Source organism: Pantoea sp. SM3 (assembly GCF_000963995.1).
Taxonomy (GTDB): domain Bacteria; phylum Pseudomonadota; class Gammaproteobacteria; order Enterobacterales; family Enterobacteriaceae; genus Pantoea; species Pantoea rwandensis_B.
Map to the genome: position 1 here is coordinate 1 of NZ_JZRD01000033.1, position 17856 is coordinate 17856.

The 17856-nt window shown below is 52.4% G+C and carries 15 protein-coding genes; 8 read left to right on the plus strand and 7 right to left on the minus strand.

The window, feature by feature from the left end:
- Positions 1-104: 104 nt before the first annotated feature.
- The 3 genes from solA to VI01_RS18340 all read left to right on the plus strand — a co-directional run bounded on the left by solA (position 105) and on the right by VI01_RS18340 (position 2662).
- Positions 105-1220 carry an N-methyl-L-tryptophan oxidase gene (gene solA, locus VI01_RS18330; protein WP_034820146.1) on the plus strand — a complete coding sequence of 372 codons (1116 nt, stop codon included), beginning with the start codon at positions 105-107 and terminating at the stop codon, positions 1218-1220.
- 292 nt (positions 1221-1512) lie between these two features.
- A complete protein-coding gene (locus VI01_RS18335; RefSeq protein WP_045816198.1) occupies positions 1513-2085 on the plus strand; it encodes a cytochrome b in 573 nt (190 codons plus the stop codon).
- Between the two features lies 1 nt (position 2086).
- The gene (locus VI01_RS18340) at positions 2087-2662 is read left to right on the plus strand and encodes a YceI family protein (protein WP_045816199.1); all 576 of its coding nucleotides are present in this window, start codon (positions 2087-2089) and stop codon (positions 2660-2662) included.
- A 67-nt stretch (positions 2663-2729) separates the two neighbouring features.
- On the opposite strand, the gene VI01_RS18345 is transcribed toward VI01_RS18340, so the two are convergent.
- Positions 2730-3785, minus strand: a complete 1056-nt coding sequence (locus VI01_RS18345) for a rhodanese-related sulfurtransferase (protein WP_038647642.1) — start codon at positions 3783-3785, stop codon at positions 2730-2732.
- 268 nt (positions 3786-4053) lie between these two features.
- Here VI01_RS18345 and VI01_RS18350 point away from each other — a divergent pair, with 268 nt between their 5' ends.
- The 3 genes from VI01_RS18350 to VI01_RS18360 all read left to right on the plus strand — a co-directional run bounded on the left by VI01_RS18350 (position 4054) and on the right by VI01_RS18360 (position 6319).
- Complete coding sequence (locus VI01_RS18350; protein ID WP_045816200.1) at positions 4054-4977, plus strand: Kdo(2)-lipid IV(A) acyltransferase; 924 nt, start codon at positions 4054-4056, stop codon at positions 4975-4977.
- 558 nt (positions 4978-5535) lie between these two features.
- Positions 5536-5802 carry a hypothetical protein gene (locus VI01_RS18355; protein ID WP_034820172.1) on the plus strand — a complete coding sequence of 89 codons (267 nt, stop codon included), beginning with the start codon at positions 5536-5538 and terminating at the stop codon, positions 5800-5802.
- A 118-nt stretch (positions 5803-5920) separates the two neighbouring features.
- The gene (locus tag VI01_RS18360) at positions 5921-6319 is read left to right on the plus strand and encodes a MysB family protein (protein ID WP_038647646.1); all 399 of its coding nucleotides are present in this window, start codon (positions 5921-5923) and stop codon (positions 6317-6319) included.
- A 3-nt stretch (positions 6320-6322) separates the two neighbouring features.
- Here the strand turns inward: VI01_RS18360 and VI01_RS18365 are convergent, their stop codons facing one another.
- The 3 genes from VI01_RS18365 to VI01_RS18375 form a co-directional block, all read right to left on the minus strand.
- Positions 6323-6562, minus strand: coding sequence for a YceK/YidQ family lipoprotein (locus VI01_RS18365; protein ID WP_038647648.1), 240 nt, complete (start codon positions 6560-6562; stop codon positions 6323-6325).
- A 139-nt stretch (positions 6563-6701) separates the two neighbouring features.
- Positions 6702-9251, minus strand: a complete 2550-nt coding sequence (mdoH, locus tag VI01_RS18370; protein WP_045816201.1) for a glucans biosynthesis glucosyltransferase MdoH — start codon at positions 9249-9251, stop codon at positions 6702-6704.
- Entirely contained in the window at positions 9244-10779 is a 1536-nt protein-coding gene (locus tag VI01_RS18375) for a glucan biosynthesis protein G (protein WP_176505813.1), read from the minus strand. The genes mdoH and VI01_RS18375 overlap by 8 nt, the downstream gene beginning before the upstream one ends.
- A 279-nt stretch (positions 10780-11058) precedes the next feature.
- Between VI01_RS18375 and mdoC the strand changes: the two genes are divergently transcribed.
- Positions 11059-12210, plus strand: a complete 1152-nt coding sequence (gene mdoC / locus VI01_RS18380; RefSeq protein ID WP_045816202.1) for a glucans biosynthesis protein MdoC — start codon at positions 11059-11061, stop codon at positions 12208-12210.
- Between the two features lie 63 nt (positions 12211-12273).
- On the opposite strand, the gene VI01_RS18385 is transcribed toward mdoC, so the two are convergent.
- Entirely contained in the window at positions 12274-13731 is a 1458-nt protein-coding gene (locus VI01_RS18385; protein ID WP_045816203.1) for a phosphatidylserine/phosphatidylglycerophosphate/cardiolipin synthase family protein, read from the minus strand.
- A gap of 156 nt (positions 13732-13887) precedes the next feature.
- Here VI01_RS18385 and VI01_RS18390 point away from each other — a divergent pair, with 156 nt between their 5' ends.
- Positions 13888-15036 carry a beta-glucosidase gene (locus VI01_RS18390; RefSeq protein ID WP_045816204.1) on the plus strand — a complete coding sequence of 383 codons (1149 nt, stop codon included), beginning with the start codon at positions 13888-13890 and terminating at the stop codon, positions 15034-15036.
- On the opposite strand, the gene VI01_RS25630 is transcribed toward VI01_RS18390, so the two are convergent.
- Together VI01_RS25630 and VI01_RS18395 are read right to left on the minus strand one after the other, a co-directional pair.
- Positions 15033-15206, minus strand: a complete 174-nt coding sequence (locus VI01_RS25630) for a hypothetical protein (protein WP_197079606.1) — start codon at positions 15204-15206, stop codon at positions 15033-15035. The genes VI01_RS18390 and VI01_RS25630 overlap by 4 nt on opposite strands.
- Before the next feature lie 315 nt (positions 15207-15521).
- Positions 15522-17726, minus strand: coding sequence for a TonB-dependent siderophore receptor (locus VI01_RS18395; RefSeq protein WP_045816205.1), 2205 nt, complete (start codon positions 17724-17726; stop codon positions 15522-15524).
- Positions 17727-17856: the final 130 nt, after the last annotated feature.

Genomic DNA, 17856 nt, shown 5'->3' on the forward strand with positions numbered 1-17856 from the left:
GTCCAACTTTCGGGGTTCACTTCAAATAGGGTGCCTTTTTCATGGGCGTGATTTTTTTGATATGCTGTTGAAAAATTTCGTCGTTTGGCAGGAGTGATGTGGTTATGGTTTATGATCTGATTGTGGTGGGCAGTGGATCGGTGGGTGCCGCCGCCGGTTTTTACGCAACCCAGGCAGGCTTATCGGTATTGATGATTGATAGTGCCCATCCTCCGCACAGCCAGGGCACACACCACGGTGAAACACGCCTGATTCGCCACGCCTATGGCGAAGGTGAACGCTACGTCCCGCTGGTGCTGCGCGCACAAACCTTATGGGATGAGCTGGAACGTCAGAGCGGTGAACGCATCATGCATCGAAGCGGCATCCTCAATCTGGCTCCCCTCACCTCCTCATTTATCCAGAATGTCATCGACAGCGCCAAAACATATCAACTGGAAGTAAAAATCCTGCAGGCAGACGAAGTGCGCAAGCGCTGGCCGCAGATCTCTGTGCCCGACGGCTACATTGGGGTATTCGAACCTCACTCCGGCTTCCTGAAATGTGAGCAGGCAGTTCGTAGCTGGATACAGCTGGCTGAACAGGCGGGTTGTGCGCAACTGTTTAACTGCCCGGTGAGTGAAATCGCACGCGATGGCGATTTGCAGCAAGTCACTACTCGCGACGGCGTGTTTCGCGCGCGTAAATTGTTGGTCAGTGCCGGTACCTGGGTGAGTGAACTGGTAAAAGATCTGCCGGTACAACCGGTGCGTAAAGTCTTCGCCTGGTATCAGGCAGATGGTCGATACAGCGAGAACAACCAATTTCCTGGCTTCACGGTGGAGATGCCTGATGGCAGTCACTTTTATGGCTTCCCTGCCGACAATAATGCATTAAAAGTGGGGCGTCACGATGGCGGGCAGCTGATGCAGAAACCCGAAGATCGTAAACCTTTCGGCAGTATCGCTGCAGACGGCAGTGAAGCCTTCAGCTTCCTGCGTCAGTTCTTACCAGGGGTTGGCGTTTGCTTACACGGTGAGGCCTGCAGCTATGACAACACACCTGACGAAGACTTTATTATAGATACCCTTCCAGGCGAGCCCAATCGATTAATTATTACCGGCTTGAGTGGACACGGATTTAAATTTGCCAGCGTTTTAGGTGAACTTGCCAGTGAATTTGCCCAGGATAAGCCCTTCTCCTTTGACCTGAAGCCGTTTTCACTTTCGCGCTTTGCTTAACGTTGTCTCGCTGGCGCCCCAGGCGCCAGCATTATTGACGCAAGCTGACATTAATTGTTTTTTCCTGACATTTTAGCGTTAAGATTGCCGCATAAGGTGTAGCAATATTCATTTCCATTTTATTTCCCCGCCAGCCGTACAGCCATCGTCAATATTTCTGACACAGACATCGATATAAACGCACAATTTCCGAATGTCTTGTTAAATTTTATAGAAAGGTAAGCTTAATTGCTTTCATATTTCAAAATATGGATGCTTATTACCCTCTATTTCCAGATATGGATTCACTTTTATGTGGCGTAACTCCAGACAACATTTCGGGCTAATGACCATTATGTTGCATTGGCTAATGGCGCTGGTCATTTACGGCATGTTTGCATTGGGTCTGTGGATGGTCGGATTGGGATATTACGATGGCTGGTACCACAGCGCCCCGGAAATCCACAAGGGTATTGGCATCCTCCTGTTTGCCACACTACTGCTGCGCCTTGGCTGGCGTGTTATCTCTCCCCCACCCGCCCCCTTACCACACTATTCCCCCTTAATTCGCCGCTCCGCCAGCCTGACTCACGGGCTGTTGTATAGCTTGTTGTTGCTGCTACTGGTCAGTGGCTACCTGATATCGACCGCCGATGGCAAAGCTATCTCTGTGTTTGGGTGGTTCGAAGTGCCTGCCCTGTTAAGTGGAGCAGGTGCACAGGCCGATTTGGCTGGCGCTCTGCATTTGTGGCTGGCCTGGGGGTTAGTGCTGTTTTCCGCCCTGCATGGGCTGGCTGCATTAAAACACCATTTTATTGATCGAGACTTCACATTGAAAAGGATGCTGGGTTACCGCATCCCCTTAACCTCTGAAAAGGAGAAGTAAAATGCTAAAGAAGACGCTACTGACACTGAGTGCCGCCAGTCTGTTAGGCACCAGTTTGCTGGCCAGCGCAGCAGACTATAAATTTGATAAAGAAGGCCAGCACGCCTTCGTACAGTTCCGTATTCAGCACCTGGGTTATAGCTGGTTATACGGCACATTTAAGGATTTTGACGGGACTTTCACCTTTGACGAAGCCAACCCTGCGAGCGATAAGGTTAACGTCACCCTGAACACCGCCAGCCTCGACACTAACCATGCCGAACGCGACAAGCATATTCGCAGTGCCGATTTCCTTAACACCGCCAAATTCCCGCAAGCGACTTTCGCCTCAACGGCAGTCAAAAAAGAGGGGAACGATTACAAGATCACCGGTGATCTGACGCTCAATGGCGTAACGAAGCCGATCACCCTGGATGCACGCCTGCTGGGCGAAGGAAAAGATCCCTGGGGTGGCTATCGTGCCGGCTTTGAAGCTAACGGTGAAATTGTCTTGAAGGATTTCAATATCACTAAAGATCTTGGACCGGCATCGCAGAAAGCAGAGCTGATTATTTCAGTAGAAGGTGTGCGGCAGTAAGGCAGTAAGGCAGTAAGGCAGTAAGCAGAACCAGCCTGAGGTCATGCGATCTCAGGCTGGATGTCGTTTACTTTTTCTCTGGCGCGGGAATCGCCATCGTCATATTGAGTAAACCACGCGACTTGTTGAACACTTTATTACCGTTTTCACGGCCTGCGCGGCGTGAACGCTGCTCTTCCGGTGTTAATGTCGCCTCTTCCATGCACAGCGGGCTGCAACAGTTGTGGTATTTCTCCGCACAGCTTGGGCACTGAATGAACAGCAGATGGCATCCGTCATTGACGCAGTTAGTGTGACTGTCGCACGGCACGCCGCACTGGTGGCAACTTGAGAGAATGTCGTCAGAAATACGTTCGCCCATACGTTCATCAAACACAAAGTTTTTGCCTTTGAAACGGACAGGTAAACCCTGCTCACGCGCACGGCGGGTATATTCAATGATGCCGCCTTCAATGTGGTAAACATCATTGAAGCCTTTGTGTTTCATCCACGCACTGGCTTTTTCGCAGCGGATCCCGCCGGTGCAGTACATGACAATTTTTTTGTCTTTATGCTCCTGCAGCATATCCACGGCCATCGGCAGCTGATCGCGGAAGGTGTCGGCGGGGACTTCCATCGCCTGATCGAAATGGCCCACTTCGAATTCGTAGTGATTACGCATGTCGACAAACACCGCATCGGGATCATCCAGCATCGCATTGACGTCTGCGGCTTTTAAATAGGCACCGACATCGCTGGCATCAAAGCTTTCATCTTCAATGCCATCGGCCACGATGCGCTCACGAACTTTCAGGCGCAGTACCCAGAAGGATTTGCCATCATCGTCCAGCGCAATGTTCATTCGGAGGTTATTTAACGCCGGATCAAACGCATACAGTGCCGTTTTCATGGCTTCATACTGGCTGGCTGGCACGCTGATTTGCGCGTTGATCCCCTCTTTTGCCACGTAGACGCGTCCAAATACCTTGAGCTTTGTTAGCGCAACGTAGAGGGCATCACGGAAGGCTTTCGGATCGGCAATCTGGAAGTACTTATAAAAAGAGACTGTGGTACGCGGCTCGTTTTCAGCCAGCATACGTTCTTTCAGCTCTTTATTGGAAACAAGGTTATGTAACACTGGCATGGTGTTCGATCCTGTTAGCAATCAGAGAAATTTAGCGCGCACATGATACCTGAATTCCGCTCGATGCAAAGCCCCTGGTCAGATAATCCTGAATGGCGTGATTACCGACGCAATTCTCCGCCGCAGTTGTAGATTAATGCGCAATCTGACTGCCTTACACCCGCCTGCAGGCTATGCTTGATTTCAGTCAGCACGAAAAAATGGCATAATCACGACAAATAACAGAAACCGGACTCTCTGGCACAAGACGCAGGATACTGACATTTCCATGACTCAACTTCCCCAATTTTCCCGTGAACTTCTTCACCCGCGTTACTGGCTAACCTGGATAGGTATTGGTTTTCTTTATCTGCTGGTGTTACTTCCTTACCCGGTGCTGCATACGATTGGCTGTGGTCTGGGCCGCATTGCCATGCGCTTCCTAAAACGTCGTGTGGAAGTCGCGCAACGTAACCTGGAACTCTGTTTTCCGGATATGCCTACCAGCGAACGTGAAGCCATGGTGAAGCACAACTTTGAATCGGTTGGCATGGGGCTGATTGAAACCGGTATGGCGTGGTTCTGGCCTGACTGGCGTATTCAAAAATGGGTGACCACTTCCGGGCTCGAACATGTCAGCCATGCGCTTGCGGAAAAACGCGGCATTTTATTGATTGGCATGCATTTCCTGACGCTGGAGCTAGGTGCTCGCGTGTTTGGCATGCACAACCCAGGCATTGGCGTTTACCGGCCGAATGACAATAAGCTCATCGACTGGCTGCAAACCTGGGGACGCATGCGCTCAAATAAGAGCATGCTGGATCGTAAAGATCTCAAGGGCATGATTCGCGCCATGAAGAACAACGACATCATCTGGTACGCGCCTGATCATGATTATGGCCCGCGCAGTAGCGTGTTTGCCCCTTTCTTTGCCGTGCAAGATGCCGCAACCACCACGGGCACGCATATGTTGATTCGATTGGGCAATCCCAGCGTGATCCCGTTTCTCGCTCGCCGCCTGCCCAACGGACGCGGTTATGAGCTCAAAATGATGCCTGACATTCGCCATAAGTTCTCGCTCGAGAATGAACTCGATACCGCTATCGTGATGAATAAAGTGGTAGAAGAGACCGTTCTGTTGGCACCAGAGCAGTACATGTGGTTGCACCGCCGTTTTAAAACCCGCCCTGAAGGTCAACCCTCGCTGTATTAATGTGATGTGGAGCACAGTCCGTGCTCCACGCTTTCCTGAGAAAATTTGCGTTATTTCACGACGATAGTCTGTCAATTTTAGTCAAACCGGGCCAGTCTGAATTCAGGCTGATGGCATTGTTCGGTCCATATTTAACTTTATCCATGGAGCAGAATAACCTGTAGAAATGCAGAATATTAATCTTTGTTAACGAAATGTAAACACTAAAATGCGCATCTCTTTGAATTCTCATCCAGCCGCATCAAAAAGCTTCATCCATGCAAACAGGTGGTCACGGATCTAATTTTGACGCATTCCAGGCCTATTCCTATTTAATATTGCTGAATGCTTTTGATCCGCTTATCAATCCAGTAAAATTAACTTACATAACAAGGCATTGTCTTAGTCCACCTCCTCTATATTCTGTTTCTATAAAAGAAGAGCTATGCTTATTCCTTTCTGGAATTTGTTAGCGAAATCGATTCCAGTTAATTTCAACCGTGACAGTTAGCCAAATAACTGCCCTTCTAAAAATATAAAAAGATTACACACAGCAAATATATCGCAGGAACCTATAATATGAATAAAGGCATCTATTACTACGTGACAATCAGTACTGATCAAGAGGGTTACCACCTCTTGCATCGGAAAGAGTGTAAACGTCTGCCCGTTAAGGAGGATATGGTTTTTATCGGTACGCTCTATAATTTAAATCAGGCTTTATCAACCGCTCGTATTAATTTTAAAAAGGTGAAACCCTGTATTAAATGCTGCATTCGTTACTCTGCTCCTATTATTCGCGAGTCAGTACGTCCTGTACTGCATTTCCCGCAAAAGATGATCTAAACGGTTTGGGCGGTTGAATTGCATTCATCCGCCCGCCGTTATTTCCTTCCCGTCCTGCACACTTCCATTTTTCGTCTATTCTTCTGTGAAATCCCTTTCAACAGACATGGAGTTCATTATGAGCTTATACAGCACGCTTGAAGAAGCTATCGACGCCGCACGCGAGGAGTTTCTCGCCAGCCAGACGGATGTGCACGAGGACGATGTCAGCGTGAGCCAGTTCTCGCTACAAAAGTACGTGATGCAGGATGGTGACATCATGTGGCAGGCAGAGTTCTTTGACGGTGAAGGTGAACAAGGTGAGTGTTTACCGATCTGCAGCGGTGAAGCAGCTCAGGCGGTATTTGACGGCGATTTCGACGAGGTGGAACTGCGTCAGGAGTGGCAGTCGGAAAACACCCTGCACGAGTGGGATGAAGGGGAATTCCAGCTGGAGCCCCCACGCGATCTTGAAGAAGGTGAAGCTGCGGCAGAGGAATGGGAAGATGACGATAGCCCATCGGATAAATGGGCGTAAGCGTTACTCGTAAGGGCCGTGGCTGGCATCGACGGGCAGCAACAGCGTATCCATCACCAGCGAGAGTGGCAGATCAAGGATGGTCAGAACGCGCCATGGCCCGTCACGCACATCCCATTGCACACCGGGATAATACTGGCTGCCATGTCCCTGTCCTGGAATGGTTCGGCTGATAATACTGCCGCAACCGCTCAGCACGAGTGTGGTGGCACACAATACGGTTAATTTAAGGAAATAATTCACAACATTTACTCACAATGAACTGGCGTTAGTTTAACCGGGTCTCGGGTGGAATAACTACACCTGCGCGCGTAAAGATTGTGTTAGTCAGAATGTTGGCAAAAAAAAAGCGGCATCGCTGCCGCTTTCAGGGTTTTCAAGGTTAGCGCTGTGGAAGCGCCTCAGGATTGAGTTTCAATTTCTGATAACTCTCCACCCATTGATGATATTTCTCTGCACTTTCCCACAGGCGTGAGTGCACGCGCGCCAGCACGACTGGGTCACTGATCAACTGCAAACGTTGTTCACGGTTGAGTTTCTCAGGCGCATCGCTCAGAGCCTGGTCGACACGACGGTCACGCGCATGATCAAGCAACGCACTCTGTTTATGGCGCGACGTGGCCATAGCGGTTGCCAGGGCGTTGAATGCCGGGTTGAACAAAGCGTGCATAAAGCCATTCTTCAACGCACGCTCGCGATTCAGTTGCAGGTAGTGATCGGTATCAACCAGTTCTTTCGGTGGTTCATACTCTTCCGGGATCAGGAACAGCTTCGCATTCTTACTCTTCTGCCCCACCGTTGCACGGCTCGACATCACCGACACAAACGGCGACAGGATCAGTGAGAATACAATCGGCGCCAGCCACCACAGGAAGTTCAGATCGAGCACACCCATACCGGCCGCCCAAACAATACCTAACAGCATCTGAGAACCATGACGACGGAAAGCTTCGCCCCATGGTGTGGCATCGTCATCACGCTGCGGTGAGTTCCACACCACTTCCCAACCGAGGAACGCGCTGACCACGAATACCGTATGGAACAGCATACGCACCGGTGCCAGCAGCACCGAGAACAGCATTTCCAGAATCAGCGAGCAGAACAGGCGAATGGCACCGCCGTACGGCTTGGCACCTTTGAACCAGATCAATACCACACTGAGCAGCTTCGGCAGGAACAGCAGGACCAACGTGGTAGAGAACAGCGCGATCGCCAAATCAGGACGCCACTGCGGCCACACCGGGAACAGCTGGCGCGGTTGCAGGAAGTAGGTCGGTTCCATCAGCGTATGTACCACCTGCAACGCGGTGGACAAGGCGAGGAACATAAACCACAACGGCGCTGACAGATAAGACATCACACCGGTCAGGAACACTGCACGGTGAACCGGGTGCATCCCCTTCACCAGGAACAGGCGGAAGTTCATCAGGTTACCGTGGCACCAGCGACGGTCACGCTTCAGTTCATCCAGCAGGTTCGGCGGCAGTTCTTCATAGGAGCCCGGCAGGTCATAGGCGATCCACACCCCCCAACCCGCACGGCGCATCAGCGCGGCTTCAACGAAGTCATGCGACAGAATTGAACCGGCGAAAGAGCCTTCACCTGGCAGCGGCGCTAACGCACAGTGCTCGATGAAAGGCTGAACACGGATGATGGCGTTATGCCCCCAATAGTGCGATTCACCCAACTGCCAGAAGTGCAGACCGGCGGTAAACAGTGGACCGTAAACACGGGTGGCGAACTGCTGGCAACGCGCATACAGCGTATCCATGCCTGACGCTTTTGGCGACGACTGGATAATACCGGCGTTCGGATTGGCTTCCATCATGCGCACCAGGCCGGTGAGACACTCACCGCTCATCACGCTGTCGGCATCCAGCACCACCATGTAGCTGTAATTGCTGCCCCAGCGACGGCAGAAGTCATCGATGTTACCGCTTTTACGCTTCACACGACGACGGCGACGGCGATAGAAAATCTTGCCTGCGCCTCCGACATCACGCACCAGCTCCATCCAGGCTTTCTGCTCAGCGATGGCGATATCCGCATCGTAGCTGTCGCTCAGGATATAGACATCGAAGTGCTCGGCATTACCGGTGCGCTGCACCGATTCCCAGGTGGCACGCAGACCGGCGAATACGCGTTCAACGTCTTCGTTACAGATCGGCATGATCAGTGCAGTACGATGCTCCGGATTGAGCGGCTCATCACCGGTGGTCGAATACGAGATGCTGTACTTGTCGCGACCCATCATCAACTGCAGGAAGCCCATCAACGCGGTCCAGAAACCCGCAGACACCCAGCAGAACAGAATGGCAAACAGGAATAATATCCCGGTTTGCAAAATGTAAGGCAGGATCAGCTCTACCGATTGCAGCCAGTTCTGGTTAAACAACGCGATCGGATCGAGCAGCGTCCAGCCCTGATAGGGCAGAATGGTTTTCATGTACCAGGTCGCCACTACCGTCTGCAAAATCGTCAGAATCAGCAGGACATAACGGCGCATAGAACCGACATGACGCCACTTATCCTCGGTCTTTTGCTCTTCCGCTGTGGCATAACGCGGCGTGGATTTTTTCCCACGCACAGAATCCCATGCACGCGCGATAGGGTTGGTGCGCCAGATCTCAGGGAACATCAGCGAGCGCTTCACTTTAGGCATCGCCTTCAGCGTGGTGCGGTCGAGATAATCCTTACTGAGTTGTTGACCTTCGGCCAGTGAATCCGGCCAGGCCATCTGTACGCGTGATGACACCGATTTTAGCGGCGCATCATCCGGGCGATCGCTGGCGGCAACATCTTGCCCCAGCGCCGTATGAATAGCGTGGAACGCCTGGGCATTCTGTAACGAATCACTCAGACGAGCGCGCCCCGCCGCATCAAGCGGCAGGGCCTCCACGTAAGATTGAGGTAAAAAAGTCGATTTATTCATTGGCAGGTAGCTGATAGCTCCAGGTTTCCGTCAATGTCTTGTCGCCGCTCACCAGCGCCGCACGCATTTCGGTCGGCTGCTTGTTATCTTTCACGCGCAGACGCAAGACCAGACGCCAGCCTTTAGTCACGGGGTTGTAGCGCACACTCTGCTCAACCACATCGGCGTTGTTGCCCACACTGACCTGAGGCGCAACCTGGGTATTGTCCGGCAGTTTGCTCATCGCTTTACCGACGAAGTCGATGGTAAAGGCAATGGAGCCATCCGGTTGACGCACCAGGTTAGATTGCTTCACATCACCCGCAGAACGCAGCGTGTTTTTTACCCAGGCCACATCATCCTGATGCAGTTGGTTTTCATCACGCGTGAAGTGCAGACGATACTGGAAATTCATCTCTTTGCCCGGCTCAGGCAATGACTCTGGCGTCCAGAAGGCCACAATGTTGTCGTTGGTTTCATCGGCCGTCGGGATTTCGACCAGTTCAACACGGCCTTTACCCCAGTCGCCCTGTGGCTCAACCCAGCCACTTGGACGCAGGTCATAGCGATCGTCGAGATCCTGATAATGGCTGAAATCGCGGCCACGCTGCAGCAAACCGAACCCTTTAGGGTTTTCCACAGTGAACGTGCTCACCGCCAGATGTTTCGGGTTGTTCAGCGGACGCCAAATCCATTCACCGTTGCCAGCATGAATCGACAATCCGTTAGAATCGTGCAGCTCATTGCGGAAATTAGTCACCGGTGAAGGCTGGTTAGCACCAAACAGGAACATGCTGGTCAGTGGTGCAACGCCCAGTTTGCCGACGTTATCACGCAGGTAAACTTTAGACTGCACATCCACCGTCGACTCTTTGCCCGGTTTGATAATGAAGCGATAGGCACCGGATGCACGCGGTGAATCCAGCAGTGCGTAGATCACCAGCTGCTTGTCCTGAGGTTTTGGACGTTCAATCCAGAACTCTTTAAAGCGCGGGAACTCTTCACCTGATGGCAGTGCGGTATCAATCGCTAAACCACGTGCCGACAGACCATACACCTGACCTTCGCCAATCACGCGGAAATAGCTGGCGCCCAGGAAACTGGTGATTTCGTCGTCTTTACCCTTTTTGTTTAAAGGATACAGCACTTTGAATCCGGCAAACCCGAGGTTCTTGACCGAATCAGCATCGTGTTTCACGTTGCCGAAGTTGAAATAGTCAGGGTTATATTTGATTTCACGTACTGATGAGGCGGTGACTTCATTAATTTTCACCGGCGTATCGAAATACATGCCCTGATGGTAAAACTCGAGCTTAAACGGCGTGCGCAGTTTGCCCCAGTATGCTTTGTCGTGGTTAAACTGGATCTGCTGATAATCCGCAAATTTCATATCACGAAACTGAGAGGGTAAATTGCTCTTCGGCGCTTCGTAACCTTTCCCTGCCAGCGCCTTGGCTTGTTTTGCCACATCATCAATGTTGAACGCCCAACTATTGTTGGCGTACAACGCCAGCAGAACTGCCGCGCCTACCCAGCGCATTTTTACCAGCCCCACTTTTTTATTCACTTTATTTAGCACATCCCCCCCTTTCGTGTGCACAGATCAAACCCGTTTATCTTAAAGGATTATTCGGTTTTCCGACAGCTTATGCACAAGATTGTTGCGCTGATATGTAAGCTGAAAGTGTGCTTTTCAGATAATTAAACCCTTCAGGTTAAGATACAGAATCACCTGATAGTATACGCTGTTTACAGGCGGTAGAATTTTCATCCAGCATAATCCGGTTTCAGGGTGAAACCGGCAAGTAAACTGACAAATTGGAAGCTTATGAGTTCAGCAAAACCCGAACGCGAATATTTTCTCGACTCCATTCGAGCGTACTTAATGTTATTAGGCGTGCCCTTTCACGTCTCGTTGATTTACTCCACACAGCGCTGGGCCGTGAATAGCCACGATGCCTCGATGTGGTTAACCGTATTGAATGACTTCATCCACGCCTTCCGCATGCAGGTGTTCTTTGTTATTTCTGGTTATTTTTCCTACATGCTGTACCTGCGCTATCAGCCTCAACGCTGGCTGAAGGTCCGCATGGAGCGCGTGGGGATCCCGCTGTTAACCGCCATTCCGCTCATTACCCTGCCGCAGTTTTTTATGCTAAAAAATCTGACCGACAAAGTGGGTAATTGGGACAGCTTTTCTCTGTATGACAAATACAACACGCTGGCGTGGGAACTGATTTCTCATCTGTGGTTTTTACTGGTTTTAGTGATTCTGACGGCACTCGGCATGCTGACCTTCCGCTGGCTGCGCACTCAGCAGCGGAAGATTGATTATCAGCAGGTAGGCTGGGGGAAACTGACGCTGGCATTGATGGCTTATGCATTGGTCTGGTGCCTGTTCCGCCGCGCGCTGTTCTATGCCGTACCGGCCGTGTTCGCCGATGGTCTGTTCAGCGTGGCCGTGATGCAAACCCTGACGTTCCTGCCGTTCTTTATGCTGGGCGCATTAGCATGGAAACATCAGGCGCTGAAAGCCTTGTTTGTGCGTTTCAATCCGGTGATGTGTTTTGGCGCCATTGCGGTATTTATCGCTTACAGCCTGAATCAGCGATACAGCAGCGGCGATGGCTGGCTGTATGAAATCGATGAGGTGATCTCAACCCTGATGGGACTTTGTATGCTGAATGTCTGCTTTAGCTTTGGCCACAAGCTGCTGAACAGCCATTCACCGCGCATCATGTATTTAGTGAATGCCTCGCTGTTTATCTATCTGGTGCACCATCCGCTGACGATTCTGTATGGCATTTACGTTACCCCGCACATTAGCAGCAACACCCTGGGTTTCTTTGTCGGTCTGCTGATGGTGTTTGGGATGGCCTTTATGCTGTATGAAATCCATCTGCGCATCCCGCTGCTGCGTTTCCTGTTCTCCGGTAAACCACAGCGCAATACGGTTAAAGCGCCCTCTGCCACACGGTAATCTGCATTAGCCCCTGCGATGCGGGGGCGATTGTTGTCCGGTGCGCCAGGATGTCTTTGTCATTTACAACAACCACTCCACCGGTAAGCGCCACACCAACCGCACCAGCAGTCGTTGTATCCACGTACACTGCGGCTCATGCTTGTGCACCACCTCACCGGCTTCACCGGCATACTCAACCCAGTTCACCCGCCCCCAGTTGTCCAGACGCAGTGTCCAGGCGCGATCGCGCATCCCGGCTATAAAGCGCTGATGAGTTTGCTGCGCCAGGGCTTCACTCTCAATCACCAGTCCCATTTCGGTATTCAGCACCGCAGAGCGGGGATCAAAATTAAACGAGCCGATAAACACCTTTCGGTTATCGACAGTGAAGGTTTTCGCATGCAAGCTTGAGCCGGAATTACCGGTTAACCCACGGTCATGCGGGGCTTCACTGGCATTAGCTTGTGGCTTCATTTCATACAGCGCAATTCCATGACGCAGCAGCTTTTTACGCCAGCGCGCATAACCTGCGTGCACCACGGACACATCATTGGCCGCCAGTGAATTGGTGAGTATGGCGATTTTGACACCCCGCCGCTTCAGTGCGACCAGATGAGCCACGCCGGCACGCGTGGGCACAAAATACGCCGAGATGATGTCGAACTGTTGTTGCGGCGTGCCAATCACCTCCAGCATGCGTTGCGGTAACAGACTGGAACGTTTTGCTTTGCCCAGTCCCTTGCGCGGATCATCACTCAACAGACGCGATTCGGCCCACGTCATCTGCATTGATCCCTGTTCCATTTGGCTGACAAAAGAAGAGTGCTCCAGCCGCGCCAGATAACGCTGAACGGCTTCACTCTGCTGCCACTCTGCCGGTAAACGCACAGCCTGATGGGCATCGCCCGAGACATCCACCACCGCGCGCAAGGGTGAAACCGCTTTGCTCTGCCAGTAGCGCTCGAAATCGTGCGCGACCTGATGTACCACCGGGCCAATCGCCAGCACATCCAAATCGGTAAACAGCGGCTCATCGCCAGTACCGAAATATTCGTCGCCGATATTGCGCCCACCGACCAGTGTCACGGCCCCATCCACCGTCAGGCTCTTGTTATGCATGCGTCGATTAAGTCGGGCGAAATCGGTCAGGTAGCCGAGCGCGCGTAGGGTGCGAAAGGAAAACGGATTGAACAAGCGCACCGCAATATTCGGATGGCGATCCAGTTCGGCCAGCGTGTCATCCAGGCCCGGCGTATTGTTGTCATCTAATAGCAAGCGCACTTTGACGCCCCGTTCGGCAGCATCCAGCAGCGCGCTAAACAGCAAACGCCCTGACATATCGTTGTGCCAGATGTAGTACTGCACATCAATGGTGTGCTGCGCCATGCCCATCAATAGATAGCGCGCGGCAAAGGCGTCCAAACCATCGTTGAGGGGATGGATGCCACTCATCTCGGGATGCAGCGCACAACGTGCATCAACAATCTCTCGTAACCCTTCGCCCGATGGCGGCTGCTGAACGGATGCTGCTTCACTCATACCGAATCCCTGAATTCACTGGATCTATTATTGTTGGTCTTGCCCGCGGCGGATGGCAATCAGAGACATCTGCTACTGCTCGCTGACGCGCCTTTAATTTACAGTCTAGACTTAGGCTTGCGTTCTGCCCCCGACGTTTACCGTGAGGAGAGGATGATGACTCAGCAATCCCCGCGCCATCACCCGCAGCTTTTCCGCAGTTTCTTCCAGGGTAGCTTCCCCTGCTCCACCGCCTGTCGCAGTGGTGGCCGGCGTATGGATATGGTGATCAGTAGTGGTCACGACATGTTACTGGAGAAAGATTACGCTGCACTGGCGCAGGAAGGATTACACACTGCCCGCGACGGTGCACGCTGGCATTTGATCGAAGCCACGCCTGACAAATACGACTGGCGCAGTTTTTTACCCATGGTTCATGCCGCCGCACGCCATGATATGCAGATTATCTGGGAGCTGGCGCATTTTGGATACCCGGAACATCTCGATATCTGGCGCAGCGCCTTTGTCGATCATTTTGAGCGTTTCGCACGTGCCATGGCACAACTGATGCTTGATGAAGGCGTTGAACACCCTTTTTTCACCCCGATAAACCAAATCTCGTTCTGGTCATGGGCAGGAGCCGATGTTTCCTGGCTTGATCCCTATGCCAGCGAGCGTGGCCGCGAACTTAAACGCCAGCTGGTACGCGCCTCGCTGGCAGCGATGCAGGCGATTCGTGAAGTTTATCCTGATGCGCGCTTTGTGCTCACCGATCCGCTGGTACAAATCGCCGCCGATCCCGACAACCCCGACAGCAAGCCCTATGCAGATGCACAGCATCAGTCCCAATTTGAAGCCTGGGACTGGATTGCCGGGCGCGATGCGCCGGAGCTGGGCGGACGTGAAGATTTCCTCGATATCCTCGGCCTGAATTACTATCCCGATAACCACTGGTTCTTTTCCGGCGATACCATCCCAGCTGAACACGCGACTTATCAACCGCTGCATCGCCTGATGCTGCAGTGCTGGCAGCGCTATCAACGTCCACTATTACTGGCAGAGACCGGTGCAGAAGGTGACGCACGCGCTCCCTGGCTGCGGCATGTCACGGAAGAGGCGCTGTTAGCACTGGATGAAGGGGTGGCGCTGGAAGGGATTTCGCTCTATCCGGTAGTCGAATATCCGGCCTGGGCCGACGATCGACGTTCACCTGGCGCGCTGTTTGGACTGGCCGATCCGAATGGCAATCGCACGCTGCACGAAGCGCTGGCGCTAGAGCTGCGCAGTCAGCAAATTAAGTGGCACAAGCGGGAGCAGCAGGATTAAGAGTTTTGCGTCGGATGAACTTTTGGCGGACAGGTTTGTACATCAAGTGTGGGATCGGCGGGATGGCGCACATCAGTTAGCCACGTCATAGTGAACAGAAACACCACGCCAATTAAACAGGCGGAGAGCAGGCCAATTATGGCGATCAGTTTGTCATCTCGGGCTTCCATCGACATCTCCTTGCAGGCTTCCATGAACTGTTGCTGACCTTAGCTCATCCATAATGTCACCATCAGGACGAAGATTATAAGGGTAACAGAGGTCACTGCAAGTACCACAATAGCGAAGTGCGCATCATCCAGAGATTGTCGTAAAGGCTCGTCGTGATCGTCAGGTGGCGCGGGTGAACTCATGTTGACTCAATAACAAAGGACTTTTATGCGCAGGATTGCCGCACTGAGTGTAATGGAATGCGTGGCAAGGTACAGAAATATTTCAGTATAAAAGGACAACAGGGACGCGATGGCGTCCCTGTTAAGCGCGGATTAGAAATCGTAGCTCATGGAGACTTTCAAGGTGCGAGGATCGCCCTGGTAAATGTAGGTGCCGTAGCTTTCTACGCTTGACCAGTACTTCTCATTGGTGACGTTATCAACGCCCACGCGCCAGACCATATCATGCTCGTTCAGCTTGGTGCGGTAACGCACACCGAGATCCAGCGTGGTGTAACCATCCAGCGACTTGGTGTTCTGCGCATCGGCATACTGTGAGCCTGAATGGTTAACATAAGCCGTGGCTGTTAAGCCATCCACCGGTTTGATGTCGTATTCGGCACCCAGAACAAAGTAGTAACGAGGAACGCCAATCGCCTGTTTGCCATTCAATGTGCCGTTAGCAGATTCGGTGATCTGTGCATCCAGCCAGGTGGCACTGCCGTTCAGACGGAAACCTAAAACCGGTTCGCCAAACAGATTCAGCTCAACACCGCGGTTACGTTGCTCGCCGTTCAGCGCATAAACATTATCGCTGTTAGTGATCGCGTTAGGTTTGCGGATATCAAACAGAGACAGCGCTCCACCAACACGGTCAAAGTCAACCTTCACGCCCACTTCATTCTGCTTAGAGTGCGCGATCCCGGTGGTTTTACCGTAGTTGGCGGCGGTATTTGGCGCCGCGCTACCCGGTTGCAGGGCTTCGGTGTGGTTGGCATAGAAAGAAACCTCTTTCCATGGCTTATACACCACGCCGTAAGTTGGCATCCAGCGGCTGGCATCAAAGCGAGAATCGGTATCTTCCGCACCTGTGTTGTTATCGTAGCTGCGTACCACGACTTTCTGATGACGAGCACCGGCAGTGAACAATACGGTGTCATCAAAGAAGCCTAAGGTATCGCTCAGCAGATAACCCTGAGTACGCGTGCGGCCCGTGGTCAGCGGATCGTGGTAATCACCACTGCCTGAGGTCGTTTCCGGGACAGCAGTGGTCGGGGTGTTATAAATATTGGTGTCTACTGACGCTGCGCCATAACGCCACGCCGTTTTATTCGCCTGAGTGACAGCAGAATAACCAAAGTTAACTTTGTGGGTGACAAATCCGGTGGTGAAGTTACCGCGAATACCCGTCATGCCACTGAAAGCATCGCTGATACGGTTGGTATCTAAGCGGCCATACTGCGCATCGCCGCTGGCATCGGAGACCGCCGGGCTGGCATACAGGCCAATTTCATGGGAGTGCTGAGCACCCACCGCACCGTACCAGGTCCAGCTATCGGTTAAATCATACTCGGCCTTCGCCATACCGAATTCACTCTCGATATTGCTGTAGACCCAAGGCTGGCTGGTGTTATGCGTGGCAGCTGTGGGGGCAGGAATGAAGTCCAGCCCACTCACGTTGACGCCGATACGGTCACCGTGGAAGGTCTGTTTCTGGTAACCGACATCCAGTGAGGTACGCAGGCGATCGCCACGGAAATCCAGGCCAAGGGAAGCGGCAGTGGTGCGGCGTTTAGCGCCATGCACTGCGGTATCACCTTCACGATCCAGTACATTGACGCGAACGCCAAATTGATTGTTATCACCAAAACGACGTCCGGCATCAACCGATCCGCCCACCTGAGAAGACGACGTGTAATCCAGGCCGACACGCGCCATTGGCGTATCTTCCGCGTGTTTTGGCTCAAGGTTGATCATGCCGCCAACGCCTGAGGTTGCCGCACCGTTAACCAGTGAGTTAGCGCCTTTAAACACTTCCACGCGATCAATCAATTGGGTATCGATGACCTGACGCGGCACGACGCCTGGCAGTCCGCCATAGGTCATGTCATCGCCATCCAGCTCAAAACCACGAATGCGATAGGTTTCAGCGTAGTTGCCGTAACCCTGAACGTTCTGCACGCTGGCGTCATTGCGCACGACGTCAGCGATGGTTTTCGCCTGCTGATCCTGAATCATTTTCGAGGTGAAGCCGATGACGTTAAACGGCACGTCCATGGCATTCTGCTCACCCAGCATGCCGAGGCGGCCGCCGTGGGCAATTTGCCCGTCGAGATATGCGGGCACTAAATCATTGCCGCCGGATTTGAAATCAGCTTGTGGCGTCGCGGTCACGGTCAGCGTCTGCTGTTCGTTTTTGGCCGCGGTTGAAGACGTTGTGGTGTTGGTGGTAGCAGCCATCACTGGCAAACAACCGGCACTGACCATAACAGCAAGCAGCGTCGGTTTCAGTCCGGGATTGAAAGGCGAAGTACGCATGGATATCCCCTGATACGAAATATATTGATAATCATTTTTATTACGGTTTGCGATTATGCGGAGAGCGAATGCGAAAGCAAGCAAATTCGCTGAACTTTCTTCATCACACGTGGTCAGGTACGCCAGATCG